We start from the raw sequence: 14,779 nt of genomic DNA, 5'->3' as shown, positions 1-14,779 counted from the left end.
CCCCGCTGGAGGAAACCGCGAAACGGCGCGACACGTGGGAGGAATAGCGATGAAAGCACTACTGAAACTGTCCACGGCAGTGGCTGTGTTTGCCCTGTCTGCACATATGGCGTTTGCCGGTCCGAAGTCCGTCTCCGGCCCGGGCGCCGATCCGCAATGCTTCAAGCCCTGGTCCAGCGAGACGAAATTCTTTCAGTGGGATGCCAAGCCCGGTCCCTACCGTATCGCCGTGGTCAACGGCTTCGTCGGCAACACCTGGCGCATCCAGATGATCAAGACCGCGAAGGCTTTCGCGGAAGACCCCTCGATCAAGGACAAGATCAAGGAATTCAAGGTCGTCTCCACCGGCACCGATGCCCCGGCACAGCTCGGCGCCATCGAGGATTTCATCAACCAGGGCTACGACGCCATCGTCACCATCGCCGTCTCGCCTGACGGTTTCGACCGCGTCATCCGTCTGGCCGACAAGAACAACGTGGTCATCGTGCCCTTCGACAACGTGCTCGACACGGACAAGGTCATGCAGGTGAACGAGGACCAGCTGGCCATGGGTCACACCTGGGCGGAATTCGTGCTGAAGGAACTGAAGGCGGAAGGCAAGACTTCCGGCAAGATCCTGGAAGTCCGCGGCCTGCCGGGCAACTCGGTCGACCGGGACCGGTCGATCGGTATCCATGAAGCCCTCGATGCGTCCGGCGGCGACTGGGAAGTGATCCAGGTGGTCGGCAACTGGGACGACGGCACCGCGCAGAAAGTCAGCGCCGACGCCATTGCCGTCCATGGCAAGTTCGACGCGGTGATCGCCCAGGGCGGCACGACCGGCGTGGTCCAGGCGATGCTCGATGCGGAACATCCGATGGTGCCGATTGCCGGGGAATCTGAAAACGGCTACCGCAAGCTGGTCGCCAAATACGCCGACAAGGGCCTGAAGGGCATCTCCATCGGGCAGTCCCCGGGACTGGTGGCGATCTCCATGAAGGCGGCCATCTCCGCGCTGGAAGGCAACGTCATGCCGCAGCTCATCTCCGTGCCCCTGCCCGTTGCCGATTACACGGAACTCAAGGACGGCGTGAACTACTGGACCGACCTGCCGGACAACTTCTTCACCGTCAACGAATTCCCGCCCTGCGGCGTGAACATCTCCGGACCGGCGATCATGTCCCAGTCCGAAGCGGACGTGAAGTAAGCGGCGTTCCAGCCCAACCCGGCCCCGGAGTCATTCCCGGGGCCGTTTCTTCTCAAAGATCGGGAACCGGATCTGATCCGGTGAGAACGCACGCATGAGCGACGCCATTGTCGAATACCGCGGCATTTCGAAATTCTTCGCCGGAATCCGGGCGCTGGAGAATGTCGATTTCGCCTGCGCGCCCGGATCCATCCACGCCATCCTCGGCGAGAACGGAGCCGGAAAATCCACCCTCATCAAGATCATGTCGGGTGTGCTCCAGCCCGATGCGGGCGAGATCCGGCTGGACGGAAAGCCTGTCACCTTTCCAACGCCCGATACCGCAAACCGCGCCGGCATCGTCTGCATGTTTCAGGAACTGTCTTTGATCCCCGACCTGTCGGTGGCCGACAACATCTCCATTTCCGATCCTCCGCGCCGGTTCGGGCTGATCGACGGCCGCGCCCAGATCGCCCGCGCTGAGGAGCTGCTCGCCCGGGTTCGCTGCGAGGATGTCGATCCGCGTTCCCTCGTGCGCGAACTGTCCCTGTCGCGGCGCCAGATGGTGGAGATCGCCAAGGCGCTCGGGCGCAAGCCGAAGGTCCTGATCCTGGACGAGGCCACGTCGGCCCTTACCTCCCGCGACGTCCAGACCGTTTACGACCTGCTGGCGCAGCTCAGGGAAGAAGGCGTGGCGAGCCTGTTCATCTCCCACCGGATGCATGAGGTGGATGCGCTGTGCGACACCCTGTCCGTGTTCCGAAACGGACAGCACATCGAAACTTTCGCCAAGGGCGAAAAGACCGAACGCGAGATCGTCCACCTGATGATCGGCCGCGACGTCGAAGCCCAGTTCCCGCCCAAACCGCCGCTCAAGCCGGCGCAAGAGCGCGGCATCCCCCTGTTGAAGGTGCAAGGCCTCAAGTGGGAGAACAAGCTGAACGGCGTCGACCTCTCTGTCTGCAGGGGCGAGATCGTCGGCCTGGGCGGCCTCGACGGCCAGGGCCAGAAGGAACTGCTGCTCGCGCTCTTCGGCGCGCTCCGGGATGTGGACGGCGAGGTTACCATCGGCGATCGCAAGGGAATTCCCTCCTCTCCGGCCGGCGCCAAATCCGCGGCGACGCGCATGGCGCTCGTGCCCGAGGACCGCAAGACGGAGGGCCTGATGCTCGGCATGCCGATCTCGGACAATCTCCTTGCCGCGTCTTACGGGAAAATCTCGCGCGGACCGTTCATCGATCCCGCCCTTGCCCGCCACGCTGTCGAGGACGGTCTCAAGAAACTCCAGATCAAGATCGGATCCGCAGATGATCCGGTGATGACGCTGTCCGGCGGCAACCAGCAGAAAGTCGTCATCGCCAAGTGGCTGATGATCGATCCGGACATCATCCTGCTCAACGATCCGACCCGGGGCATCGATGTCGGCACCAAACAGGAGATCTACCGGCTGATGCGTGAGCTTGCGAATGAAGGCAAGGCGATCCTGTTCTACTCGTCCGACTACGCGGAACTGATCGGCTGCTGCGACCGGGTCTCCGTCCTCTACGGCGGGCGCGTCGTCAGCGAACAGGAAGGCGACAACATCACCGAGGAAAGCCTGGTCGCCGCCTCCCTCAACATCGACGTCGAGGCCGCATGATGGGCGTTGCGAACTGGAAAAGATGGCTGCTGCAGAATGTCGGTTTCGCCAGCGCATTGCTGCTGCTTGCCGTTCTGTTCATCAGCTACAACATGATGCACCCGCGGGGATTTTCCTCCGCCGTCGCGGTACAGAATGCCAACGAGACGGCGGCCATTGCCTTCGTCGCCATGGCGCAGACCCTGCCCGTGCTTCTGGGCGGGCTGGATCTTTCCGTCGGCGCGGTCATGACGCTGACGAGTTGCATTGCCTCGCATCTGGTTAGCGGCTCGCCGGCCGAAATCCTGTTCGGCATGATCGTGACGCTGCTGTCGGGAACCGCCTTCGGCCTGATGAACGGCCTGATCGTCGTCTACGGCCGCATTCAGCCGATCATCGCGACCCTTGCGACCGGCGCGATTGCCATCGGCCTCGCGCTTCTGGTGCGACCTAAACCGGGCGGCGACGTGGACGGCGATCTCAACTGGGCGCTGACCAACTCGGTCTTCGATTTTGCCGAAACCTATGGCCTTGCTGATGGCGGCAATGCGTGGTGGCTGCGCCCCATCGCGAATATCCCCGTGCCCGTCATCCTGGTGGCGCTGATCGCGATCCTGGTCTGGGTGCCGTTCCGCCGCTCCGTGACCGGGCGGACGGTCTATGCCATCGGTTCGGCGGAGGGCCCCGCCTTCATGTCCGGCCTCCCCATCCACCGCGCCAAGATCGCGGCCTTCACCATGGGCGGGTTCTTCGCCGCCTGCGGCGGTCTTTATCTCGCGATCCAGACGTCATCGGGCAATGCCGATATCCAGCAGGCCGGCGCCTATACGTTGAACTCGATCGCCGCTGTCGTGCTCGGAGGCACGTCCCTGCTCGGCGGTGTCGGCAGCGCCATCGGCAGCATCGTCGGCGCGATGATCCTGCGTATCATCTCGTTCTATTTCCGCATCCTCGACATCGATCCGCTGCTGCAGCCGCTGATCGAGGGGGTTGTCCTGCTTGTCGCCGTCTCCTTCGGTGCGTTCCGCACGCTGAGGGTGAAGAACAAGCTCGATCTGTTCAGGTAGGCTCGTCATGCGCATCTCCATCTCGGCCGAAAACCGCCCCATCGTGATCGCGTCGTTGTTCATCGGCGTCATCCTGCTGGCGGGCACCGCCTATACCCTGTCGACGACCGGCACCGCGCCACTGTTGTCGCCGAGATATCTGCTGCAGCTGCTGCAGACCGGATCCTTCCTCGGCATCTGCGCGGCGGGAATGATGATGGTCATTCTGCTCGGCCATATCGACCTGTCGATCCCCTGGACCCTGACGGCGGCCGCCATGACGGCCACCGCGGTCGGCGGCGACATGGCCCTGCCCACGGCCCTTGCCGTCGGGCTTGCCGTCGGCCTGCTGAATGGCTTCGGTGTCGCCTATCTGCGCATTCCCTCGATGATCTTCACCCTCGGCGTCGATACGGTGCTGCGCGGGCTGATGGTGGCGCAGACCGGTGGCTTCGCGCCGCAGGATTCAGCCACGCCCCTGATGCTGTTTCTGGCCAAGGAGCGGCTACTCGGCATTCCGGTGGCAATCTTTGTCTGGGCGGCTGTCTCCATCGCCATCGCGCTCATCCTGACCAGAACCGGTTTCGGCCGGTCGATCTACGCCACCGGCTCGCGGGAGGGAGCAGCCTTTCTATCGGGCATCCGCACAAGGTTCGTGATTGTCGGCGCCTTCGTCATGTCCAGCCTGTGCGCGTCGCTCGCCGGCGTTCTCCTGACCGGCTATTCCGCCAAGGCCTATCAGGGCATGGGCAATGCCTTCCTGTTGCCGGCGATTGCCGCCGTCGTGCTCGGCGGAACCCATATTCTCGGCGGGCGCGGGCGCTATGCGGGCACGCTGATCGGCGTGATCCTGATCGTCCTGCTCAACTCGGTCCTGTCGATCATGCAGATGCCGGAAGCCGGCCGACAGATCATCTACGGTGCCGTCATCATCGGCATGCTGCTGGTCTATGGCCGCAACCAGCGCGTCACGTCGTAAGGGAGGAAACGATGTCCGGAGAACTCTACGACATCCGCGACGACCGCTTCGCCAAGCTGATCCATCGCAACGCCAGGATGGACACGCTCTGGACCGGGGGCCGCTGGACCGAGGGTCCGGCCTATTTCGCAGCCGGTCGCTATCTGATCTGGTCCGACATTCCCAACGACAGGATCCTGCGCTGGGACGAAATGAACGGCGAGGTCTCCACCTTCGAACAGCCCTGCCGCAACCACAACGGCCACACGGTCGACCATGCGGGCCGATTGATTGCCTGCGAGCATCGCGGGCGCTGCGTCAGCCGATACGAGATCGACGGCACGAAGACGATCCTGGCGGACAGCTATGACGGCAAGCCTCTCAATTCCCCCAACGACGTTGTGGTGAAATCGGACGGGTCGATCTGGTTTACCGATCCCTCCTACGGCATCGACAGCGACTACGAGGGTGACGCCGCTCCGATGGAACAGGACGGCCGCCATGTCTACCGGATCGCGCCGGACAGCGGCATCACCCGCGTCATCGACGACATGAAACAGCCGAACGGCCTGGCCTTTTCCGCCGATGAAACCACGCTTTACGTGGCCGACACGGGCAAGACCCATTATCCCGATTGCAAGCCGAAAATCCGAAAGTACCCGGTGTCTGCGGACGGGAAGTCGGTCGGTTCGGGCGCTGATTTCATTTTCTGCGACACCGGCCTTTTTGACGGCTTCCGCCTGGACACCAATGGCAACATCTGGTCGTCGGCCGGCGACGGCGTCCACTGCTTTGCCGCCGACGGCACCCTCATCGGCAAGATCCGGATCGACGAGGTCGTCTCCAACCTCTGCTTCGGCGGCCCCAAACGCAACCGCCTGTTTATCTGCGCCACGACCTCGTTGCGATCCATCTACGTGAACGCGCGGGGACTCTAGAGGCTTCTAGTTTCGCACTTAGGGTATTGCAGTTTTGGGAGAAGCAGCCGTTTTCGCTCCCTCTCCCATGGGGAGAGGGACGGGGTGAGGGGAACCAAATTCTCGAGGATACGGATAGCCTGTAACCCCTCACCCGGGCCATTCGGCCCGACCTCTCCCCATGGGAGAGGTAACTTATGGCCAATGCTTTCGCACCGACCAAAGCCTTATTAACTCTTCGTGATCTTCGCCGTGGCCTCGATTTCCACCAGGGCTTCATCCTCGATGAGATCGGCGACGACGAGCATGGACATGGCCGGGAAGTGTTTGCCGAAGACGCGGCGGTAGGCTTCGCCGACCTCACGCTGGTGCGCCATATATTCCTTCTTGTCCTTCACGAACCAGGTCAGGCGGACCACGTCGGAAGCGGTACCGCCTGCCGCCTCGACGATGTCGAGAATGTTGCGCAGCACCTGCTCCATCTGACCGATGAAATCCTTGGCGACGAAAACCTGATCCTTGTTCCAGCCGATCTGGCCGCCGGTATAAAGCGTTCCGTCCTCGGTCAGGACCCCGTTGGCATAGCCTTTGGCTTGCACCCAGCCGTCCGGTTGAATGATCTGATGGGTCATGTCTGGCCTTTCTTGAATTCTTCTTATGTCGTGCGGGCCCCCTGCCGGGCCGTGTTAATCCGCCTTCAGCTTGAACCGCTGGATCTTGCCCGTTTCCGTCTTCGGCAAGGCATCGGTGAAGATGATCGACCGCGGATATTTGTAGGGAGCGATCTTCGCCTTCACATGGGCTTGCAGCTCTTCCGTGGTCTTGTCGTCCGCCTCGAAGCCTTCGGCCAGCACCACATGGGCCTGGACGATATGCCCACGGGCTTCGTCCGGCGCGCCGATGACCGCACATTCGGCAACGGCCGGATGGGCAAGCAAGGCCGCCTCGACCTCCGGTCCGGCGATGTTGTAGCCGGCGGAAATGATCATGTCGTCGTTGCGCGCGGCGAAGTGAAAATAGCCGTTATCGTCTTCGGAGAAGCTGTCGCCGGTGACGTTCCAGCCGTCCATGACGTAGTTCTTCTGCCGGTCGTCGTTGAGATAGCGGCAGCCGGTCGGACCGCGCACCGCCAGCCGGCCGACCGTGCCCTTCGGCACTTCGTTGCCGTCCTCGCCGATCACCTTGGCTTCGTAGCCGGTCACCGGCTTGCCGGTACAGGCCGGCCGGTGATCGGTGAAGCGATTGGAGATGAAGATATGCAGCATCTCGGTCGCGCCGATACCATCGAGCATCGGCTTGCCGGTCTTCTTCTGCCAGGCGTCATAGACCGGTGCCGGTAGCGTCTCGCCGGCCGAAACGGCGGCGCGCAGGCTGGAGAGATCCGCCCCGTCCTCCATCGCCTGCAGCATCACCCGATAGGCGGTGGGCGCGGTGAAGCATACGGTCGCCCGGTATTTCTCGATGATCTCGATCATGTTCTGCGGCGTGGCGCTTTCCAGAAGCGTCGCTGCGGCGCCGAAGCGTAGCGGGAAGATCGCAAGCCCGCCGAGCCCGAAGGTGAAGGCAAGCGGCGGCGAACCGATGAAGATATCCTCCGGCGTCACGCCCAGGACTTCCTTGGCATAACCGTCGGCGATAATCAGCAGGTCCCGGTGGAAATGCATCGTCGCCTTCGGCGTGCCGGTCGAACCTGATGTGAAACCGAGCAGTGCCACGTCGTCCCGGCCGGTCGGCACCGCCTCGAACTGCACGGTCTTTTCCAGCGCCAGCCGGTCGAGCTCGGCGTCGTGGTTGGAGGTGCCGTCAAAGCCGACGACCCGTTTCAGGAACGGGCTGTCCTTGGCGCAGAGTTCCATTTCCTCCATCAGCCGCGTGTCGCACAGGGCGAACTGGATCTCGGCCTTCTCGACGTATTTCGCCAGTTCGCCGGCGCGCAGCATCGGCATGGTATTGACGACCACGGCACCCGCCTTGGTCGCGGCCAGCCAGCAGGCGACCATCGCCGGGTTGTTGGCGGAGCGGATCAGGACCCGGTTGCCCGGCTTTACGCCCAGATCGTCGACCAGCACGTTTGCCAGCCGGTTGGTCCAGTCCGCCAGTTCCTTGTAGGTGCGCCGCCGTCCGTTGCCGATCAGCGCCGTATGATCGCCGAAGCCCTTGGCCACCATGCCGTCAGTCAGTTCGACACCGGCATTCAGCCGCTCCGGATACTCGAACCCGTCGAGCAGGAAATCCGGCCACTGGCTTTCCGGCGGGAGATTATCCCGGGAAAACGTATCAGTATGTGCGGAAGGGCTGAGCATCACGAACCTCCTTGGAATTCGGCAAGAGCCTGCCGTGCGATGACGACGCGCTGAACATCGGAAGCGCCTTCGTAAATGCGAAGGGCTCGGATTTCGCGGTAAAGCTTTTCGACGGTTTCACCCGACCTCACCCCGTCCCCGCCATGCAGCTGCACCGCCTTGTCGATCACGGCCTGGGCCTGGTCGGTGGCGAAGAGCTTGGCCATGGCGGCCTCGCGGGTGACACGGGGCGCGCCGCTGTCCTTGGTCCAGGCGGCGCGGTAGACGAGCAGCGCGCTGGCATCCACGTCCAGCGCCATGTCGGCGATATGTCCCTGCACCATCTGCAGGTCGAAGAGCGGCGCACCCTGGACCTTGCGCGAGGTGACCCGGGCAAGCGCCTCGTCGAGCGCGCGGCGGGCGAAGCCGAGTGCGGCCGCAGCGACCGAAGCGCGGAAAACGTCGAGCACGGACATGGCGATCTTGAAGCCCTGTCCCGGATCGCCGAGCATCGCGGAAGCCGGAAGGCGGCAATCGGTAAAGCGCAGTGTGGCGAGCGGATGCGGCGCGATCGTTTCCAGACGTTCGACCACCTCGAAACCCGGCAGTCCCGCCGGAAGGATGAAGGCCGACAGGCCCCTTGCCCCCGGCGCCTCGCCGGTTCGGGCGAACAGGGTGTAAACGTCGGCGATGCCGCCGTTGGAAATCCAGGTCTTCTCGCCGTTCAGAACATAGCTGTCGCCGTCGCGCGTGGCGGTCATGGTCGAGTTGGCGACATCGGAGCCCGATTGCGGTTCGGTCAGGGCGAAGGCGGAGATGGCCTGACCGGATCGGGTCAACGGCAACCACTCGGCCTTCTGTTCGGGCGTGCCGAAGAGCGAAATCGCACCGGTACCCAGCCCCTGCATGGCGAAAGCGAAATCCGCAAGGCCATCATGACGCGCAAGGGTTTCGCGCATCAGGCAGAGCGTGCGCACGTCGAGCCGTCCGTCTTCGGCGCCCGTGTGCTGCAGGTAACCGGCCTCGCCCATTGCCGCGACCAGCGCCCGGCAGGCGGCATCCGTATCGGAATGATCGATCGCCGCAAGCTTGACTTCGGCCCAGGCATCGGCCTGCTCCGCCAGCAAGCGGTGCCGCGCCTCGAAGAACGGCCAGTTCAGGAAGCTGCGGTCAGCCATCTCAATCTCCTTCGAACACCGGCTTCTGTTTGGCGACGAACGCCTCGTAGGCGCGGCGGAAGTCGTTGCCCTGCATGCAGATCGCCTGGGCCTGCGCCTCGGCCTCAATCGCCTGCTCCAGCGTCATCGACCATTCCTGCGCCAGCATGGTCTTGGTCATGGAATTGGCGAAGGTCGGCCCGGAAACGATCCGGCTTGCGAAGTCCATTGCGGTTTCTTCCAAAGCTGCCGCATCGACGACCCGGTTGAAGAAGCCCCAGTTCAGGCCTTCATCGGCGCTCATGGAGCGGCCCAGATAGAGAAGTTCCGACGCGCGGCCCTGACCGATGATCCGGGGCAGGATCGCGCAAGCGCCCATATCGCAGCCGGCAAGGCCGACCCGGTTGAACAGGAAGGCGACCTTTGCCTCCGGGGTCGCGACACGCAGATCCGATGCCATGGCCAGGATTGCGCCCGCACCGGCGCAGATACCGTCAACGGCAGACACGATCGGCTTGCCGCAATTGATCATCGCCTTGACCAGATCCCCGGTCATGCGGGTGAAGGCAAGCAGCTCCTTCATGTTCATCCGTGTCAGCGGGCCGATGATGTCGTGCACGTCGCCGCCGGAACTGAAATTGCCGCCGTTCGGCAGGATCACCACTGCGTGGACATCGTCCGCATAATGCAGGTCGCGGAACCAGTCGCGCATCTCCGCATAGCTGTCGAAGGTCAGCGGGTTCTTCCGCTCCGGACGGTCGAGCGAAATCCGGGCGATACCGCCTTCGATCTCGCATTTGAAATGGTTCACATCACTCCGCATTGGCTGCGCTCCCGGATTTTTCGTTTTTTTCGGCAGGGTGAAGTACCGCCTCCAGCAGATCGCTCAGGGTCTCGATCTGCTCGGGGCCGAACTCTCCCAGCATTTCGTTGATCCAGCCTTCGTGCTCGGCGGCCAGATCGGCAAAGGCCTTCGATCCGGCCGCCGTCAGCTTGACCCGGTTGGCCCGCCGGTCGCCGGGAACGGCCAGGCGCAGGGCGTGACCGTCTTCGACGAGGCGCTCGACAATGCCGGTGACATTGCCGTTCGAGACCTTCAGCAGGCTGGATATCTCGCTCATCTTCAGTCCCTCGGGCGTGCGTGCCAGCGCCGACATGACGTCGAAACGCGGCAGGGTCGAGCCGAACTGATCCCTGAGCCGGCGGCGCAGTTCCGCCTCGATGGACGACGAGGTCTTGAGCAGTTTCAGCCAGAGCCTCAACCGGTCCTTGGACAGGGAAGACGGGGGCGTCTCTTTCGTCATATCTCTCCTCCGGTCAGGCTGAGCGCGTGGCCGTTGACCGACCGGGCGGCATCCGAACACAGCCAGAGTGCGCTTCCGGCGACTTCGTCCGGCTGGATGAAACGGTCCTGCGGATTGCCGGCGCGCAACTGGGCGGCCGCCTCTTCGGCACTCATGCCGGTCTTGGCGATGATATTGTCGATAGACCGCTGCAGCATCGGCGTTTCGATATAGCCGGGACAGATCGCGTTGACGGTGATGCCGGTGCGCGCCAGTTCCTGGGCGAGCGACCGGGTCAGGCCGATCACGCCATGCTTGGCGGCGCAATAGGCGCTGACATAGGCAAAGCCCTTCAGCCCGGCGGTCGAGGCAACGGCAATCATCCGGCCCCAGCCTTCGGCCTTCATGTCGGCGAGTGCCGCCTGCCAGCAATTGACCACGCCGCCCAGATTGACCGCCAGCATGGAATTGAACATGTCCGGCGTCATTTTCGCGAAGGGAACGCTTTCCGCCGCCCCGGCATTGGCGACCACGACAGTGACCGGTCCGCGGGCAGAACGCGCCGCTTCGAACGCGGCAAAGACCGCATCCCGGTCGGTCACGTCGCAGGTCTCATACGGCAGTCCTTGCGCGGCAAGGGGCGCTTCGGAGCGCCCCATGATCGTGACCGTGGCGCCGGCGGACGCAAAGGCCTGCGCCGTCGCCGCCCCGACGCCGGTGCCGCCTCCGGTTACGACGATATGCTTGCCGGCGAGTGACGTCATACCTTGTCCACCGTTTCCGCTTCCCGGTCGGCCAGCCGCCAGAGCTGGTCCCGTCCGGCGAGATAAGGCAGGGGCCAGTCGGGTGCGTTCCGGTCGCCGATCTTTGCCGCCTCATGCAGCGTCCAGTAGGGATCCGACAGATGCGGACGGCCGACGGCCACCAGATCCGCGCGGCCCGCGAGCAGGATCGAGTTGGCGTGGTCAGCCTCGTAGATGTTGCCGACCGCCATGGTGCGGATGCCCGCATCGTTGCGGATCCGGTCGGAGAAAGGCGTCTGGAACATGCGGCCATAGACCGGTTTCGCGTCGATCGAGGTCTGCCCGGCGGACACGTCGATCAGGTCGGCACCAGCCTCCCAGAACAGGCGTGCGATCTCGACCGCTTCTTCCGGGGTGACGCCGTCGTCGCCGACCCAGTCGTTCGCGGAAATACGCACCGACATCGGCTTGTTCGCGGGCCAGACGGCACGCATGGCGGCAAACACCTCCAGCGGATAGCGCATCCGGTTTTCCAGGCTGCCGCCGTAGTCGTCGGTGCGCTGGTTCGACGTCGGCGAAATGAACGAGGAGATCAGATAGCCGTGGGCGGCATGCAGCTCGATCATGTCGAAGCCCGCACGTTCCGCCATTTCCGCGGATGCGACGAACTCGGCCTTCACCTGATCCATCTCGGCGCGCGTGATCTCGCGCGGCGTGTCGTTTTGTTCCGACCACGGAATGGCCGAAGCCGAAACCAGTTCCCAGTTGCCGTGGGCCAGAGGCTTGTCCATCCCCTCCCAGCCGATGTTGGTCGAGCCTTTGCGGCCGGAATGGCCGATCTGGCAACAGATCCGGGCATCGGTCTCGCCATGGACGAAATCGGTCAGCCGCTTCCAGGCCGCCTCGTGTTCCGGCGCATAGAGCCCCGGACAGCCCGGCGTGATCCGGCCCTCGGCGCTGACACAGGTCATTTCGGTATAGACCAGACCCGCGCCGCCCTTGGCCCGCTCGCCGTAATGGATGAAATGCCAGTCTGTCGGACAGCCATCGACGGCTTTATACTGGGCCATCGGCGAGACGACAGTGCGGTTCTTCAGCTCCATGTCGCGCAGCTTGAACGGCGCGAACATGGGCGCGCGCGTCGGCGCGGCTGCCAGCGCGCCGGCCTGATCCATGAACCAGCGCTCGGCGGAAGCCAGCCACTTCGCGTCGCGCAGGCGCAGGTTCTCATGGCTGATGCGCTGGGAGCGGGTGAGCAGGGAATAGTTGAACTGGACCGGATCCAGATCGAGATAGCGCTCGACCTCCTCGAACCACTCCAGCGAGTTGCGGGCGGCCGACTGCAGCCGCAGCACTTCCAGACGCCGCTCTTCCTGGTAGCGGCTGAAGGCGGCCTGCATGTCCGGCTCGGATTGGAGGTAATCGGCCAGCGCGATCGCGCTGTCGAATGCGAGACGCGAACCGGAGCCGATGGAAAAATGCGCCGTTGCCGAGGCATCGCCCAGCAGCACGACATTGTCGTGATACCAGCGCTCGCACAGCACCCGCGGGAAATTCATCCAGACGGCAGAACCGCGCAGATGGGCGGCATTCGACATGAGCTCGTGACCGCCCAGGTGATCGGCGAAGACCTTTTCGCAGGTCTCGATGATCTCTTCCTTGGACATACCCTCGAAACCGAAGTTGTTCCAGGTGTCCTCGGAGCACTCCACGATGAACGTCGCGGTATCGGCATCGAACTGGTAGACATGCGCCCAGATCCAGCCGTGCTCCGTCTTCTCGAAGATGAAGGTGAAGGCGTCGTTGAATTTCTGATGCGTGCCGAGCCAGATGAACTTGCACTTGCGGATGTCGATCTGCGGCTTGAAATAGTCTTCGTACTGGCTACGGACCCGGGAGTTGATGCCGTCGCAGGCGACCACGAGGTCGTAGTTCTTGCGGTATTCCTCTACATCGTCGAATTCGGTCTCAAAACGCAGATCCACGCCGAGTTCGCGTGCCCGCTCCTGCAGCAGGACGAGCATCTTCTTGCGGCCGATACCGGCGAAGCCATGACCGCCGGAAACGGTGCGCACGCCCTTGTGGACGACGGCGATGTCGTCCCAGTAGGCGAAGTTGCCGCGGATCGCCTCGGCGCTTTTCGGATCGTTCTTCTGGAGGTTTTCCAGAGCATCGTCGGAGAGCACCACACCCCAGCCGAACGTGTCGTTCGCTCGGTTGCGCTCGATCACGACGATCTCATGCGACGGATCCCGAAGTTTCATCGAGATCGCGAAATAGAGCCCTGCCGGCCCGCCTCCCAGACACGCAATCCGCACGGCGACAATCTCCTCTTGGTTTGTTGCAAAGATGGTCGCGCGTTCCGCAAACTATTTCAAGCTTAAAATTTCAGGCTTAAAGTTTTTTTCAGTCGGACTTCAGGCCATTGAGAATTTGCGACGGGCCTTTGCGCCTGTGCCCGCTCCATGATCTAGTGCGCTGCAACGCGTCGTCACGTCTTTCGGAAGGTCTTCATGCGGATTTGTATTTTCGGCGCCGGTGCCATCGGCAGTCATTTTGCCGTCAAGCTGGCCGGAGCCGGGCACGATGTCTCTGTAATCGCCCGCGGCCCGCAGCTTGAGGCGATTCGCACAAGAGGACTGACCCTCAAGGTCGGTGACCAGTCCTGGAGCGTCGACCTGCCGGCCCATTCGGATGCGGCCGAACCGGGACCGCAGGACCTCGTCATCGTCACCGCAAAAGCAACCGGACTGGCGGCCATCGTGGACCCGCTAAAGCCGCTGATCGGACCGGAAACCGGCGTCGTCTTCCCGCAAAACGGCATGCCCTGGTGGTATCCGCTCGGGCTGACCGACAAGCCGGAACCGCCGGTATTGCCGTTCTTCCGGTTGGCCGACAGGTTCCTGTCCTATCTGGCGCCGGAACAGATCATCGGCGGCAGCGTCTATTCCGCCAACGCCATCCTTGAGCCTGGCGTCGTGCAGAACAATTCGCCCAACCGAAACCAGATGTCCATCGACGGCGTCACGCCGGATTGCCGGTTCGATGTCACCGGTTTACGCGCCCTGCTGGAGGAAGCCGGAATCTCCTCCCCGACACCGGAAGGCGGCATTCGTTCCGTCATGTGGTCGAAGCTCCTGCTCAATATGAGCATCTCCGGCCTTGCGCTCGTGACCCGGAACGAAGCGTCGATTTCGCGGGTGGATCCGGATCTCAAGGTGGTTCTGCGCCGCATTCTGGCAGAAGGCCTGTCGATATCCAAAGCCCACGGCTACCCGCTCGACGACAAGATCGACCCGGAGGCCACCATTGCCCAGATCCCGGATCACAAGCCGTCCATCCTGCAGGACTACGAACTGGGCCGGCCTATGGAAATCGACGAGATCATCCGCGCACCCCAGGCGTTCGCCCGCGCCGCCGGAGTGGACACCCCCTCCCTCGACGTGCTCGGCGCCATCGCCACGCGTCAGGCACGGGACCGGGGGCTTTATACCGGTTAAGCACGCCGGTGCAGCGCGATCGGCGCGACTAAGTAGTTCGGCTATGTTGTCGCAGAACCTTGATCCTTTAGGGTTATGGGTGTGAACTGTGCATTGCACCAAAACGATCT

At 63.2% G+C, this 14,779-nt stretch carries 13 protein-coding genes; 6 read left to right on the top strand and 7 right to left on the bottom strand.

Annotation, left to right across the window (positions count from 1 at the left end; genetic code table 11):
* The first annotated feature begins 49 nt into the window (after window positions 1–49).
* From ACN0SO_RS19465 to ACN0SO_RS19445, 5 genes are all read left to right on the top strand, one after another.
* On the top strand, window positions 50–1,186 hold the full coding sequence (locus ACN0SO_RS19465) for a sugar ABC transporter substrate-binding protein (RefSeq protein WP_417680390.1): 1,137 nt from the start codon (window positions 50–52) through the stop codon (window positions 1,184–1,186).
* A gap of 94 nt (window positions 1,187–1,280) precedes the next feature.
* Window positions 1,281–2,804: a sugar ABC transporter ATP-binding protein gene (locus ACN0SO_RS19460; RefSeq protein ID WP_417680389.1), complete on the top strand. Its 1,524-nt coding sequence runs from the start codon at window positions 1,281–1,283 to the stop codon at window positions 2,802–2,804.
* Window positions 2,801–3,850 (top strand): ABC transporter permease, encoded by a 1,050-nt coding sequence (locus tag ACN0SO_RS19455; RefSeq protein WP_417680388.1) that lies wholly within the window; start codon window positions 2,801–2,803, stop codon window positions 3,848–3,850. The genes ACN0SO_RS19460 and ACN0SO_RS19455 overlap by 4 nt, the downstream gene beginning before the upstream one ends.
* A gap of 7 nt (window positions 3,851–3,857) precedes the next feature.
* The gene (locus ACN0SO_RS19450) at window positions 3,858–4,808 is read left to right on the top strand and encodes an ABC transporter permease (RefSeq protein ID WP_417680387.1); all 951 of its coding nucleotides are present in this window, start codon (window positions 3,858–3,860) and stop codon (window positions 4,806–4,808) included.
* Between the two features lie 11 nt (window positions 4,809–4,819).
* Window positions 4,820–5,725 carry an SMP-30/gluconolactonase/LRE family protein gene (locus ACN0SO_RS19445; protein WP_417680386.1) on the top strand — a complete coding sequence of 302 codons (906 nt, stop codon included), beginning with the start codon at window positions 4,820–4,822 and terminating at the stop codon, window positions 5,723–5,725.
* 209 nt (window positions 5,726–5,934) lie between these two features.
* Here ACN0SO_RS19445 and ACN0SO_RS19440 read toward each other — a convergent pair whose 3' ends face one another.
* From ACN0SO_RS19440 to ACN0SO_RS19410, 7 genes are read right to left on the bottom strand one after another with little or no spacing between them, the layout of a single operon-like run.
* The gene (locus ACN0SO_RS19440) at window positions 5,935–6,336 is read right to left on the bottom strand and encodes a RidA family protein (protein ID WP_417680385.1); all 402 of its coding nucleotides are present in this window, start codon (window positions 6,334–6,336) and stop codon (window positions 5,935–5,937) included.
* Between the two features lie 54 nt (window positions 6,337–6,390).
* Window positions 6,391–8,007: a benzoate-CoA ligase family protein gene (locus ACN0SO_RS19435; RefSeq protein ID WP_417680384.1), complete on the bottom strand. Its 1,617-nt coding sequence runs from the start codon at window positions 8,005–8,007 to the stop codon at window positions 6,391–6,393.
* The gene (locus tag ACN0SO_RS19430; protein WP_417680383.1) at window positions 8,007–9,164 is read right to left on the bottom strand and encodes an acyl-CoA dehydrogenase family protein; all 1,158 of its coding nucleotides are present in this window, start codon (window positions 9,162–9,164) and stop codon (window positions 8,007–8,009) included. The genes ACN0SO_RS19435 and ACN0SO_RS19430 overlap by 1 nt, the downstream gene beginning before the upstream one ends.
* Before the next feature lies 1 nt (window position 9,165).
* The gene (locus tag ACN0SO_RS19425) at window positions 9,166–9,966 is read right to left on the bottom strand and encodes an enoyl-CoA hydratase family protein (RefSeq protein WP_417680382.1); all 801 of its coding nucleotides are present in this window, start codon (window positions 9,964–9,966) and stop codon (window positions 9,166–9,168) included.
* Window positions 9,956–10,447 carry a MarR family winged helix-turn-helix transcriptional regulator gene (locus ACN0SO_RS19420; RefSeq protein ID WP_417680381.1) on the bottom strand — a complete coding sequence of 164 codons (492 nt, stop codon included), beginning with the start codon at window positions 10,445–10,447 and terminating at the stop codon, window positions 9,956–9,958. Before ACN0SO_RS19420 ends, ACN0SO_RS19425 begins: the two co-directional genes overlap by 11 nt.
* Window positions 10,444–11,190 carry an SDR family NAD(P)-dependent oxidoreductase gene (locus tag ACN0SO_RS19415; RefSeq protein WP_417680380.1) on the bottom strand — a complete coding sequence of 249 codons (747 nt, stop codon included), beginning with the start codon at window positions 11,188–11,190 and terminating at the stop codon, window positions 10,444–10,446. The genes ACN0SO_RS19420 and ACN0SO_RS19415 overlap by 4 nt, the downstream gene beginning before the upstream one ends.
* Window positions 11,187–13,487 (bottom strand): bifunctional salicylyl-CoA 5-hydroxylase/oxidoreductase, encoded by a 2,301-nt coding sequence (locus tag ACN0SO_RS19410; protein WP_417680379.1) that lies wholly within the window; start codon window positions 13,485–13,487, stop codon window positions 11,187–11,189. The genes ACN0SO_RS19415 and ACN0SO_RS19410 overlap by 4 nt, the downstream gene beginning before the upstream one ends.
* 195 nt (window positions 13,488–13,682) lie before the next feature.
* Here ACN0SO_RS19410 and ACN0SO_RS19405 point away from each other — a divergent pair, with 195 nt between their 5' ends.
* Entirely contained in the window at window positions 13,683–14,669 is a 987-nt protein-coding gene (locus tag ACN0SO_RS19405; protein WP_417680378.1) for a ketopantoate reductase family protein, read from the top strand.
* Window positions 14,670–14,779: the final 110 nt, after the last annotated feature.

Source organism: Roseibium sp. (assembly GCF_048260565.1).
Lineage (GTDB): Bacteria > Pseudomonadota > Alphaproteobacteria > Rhizobiales > Stappiaceae > Roseibium.
The sequence above is the reverse complement of the archived record's forward strand: the minus strand, read 5'-3'. Positions and strand labels throughout refer to the sequence as shown.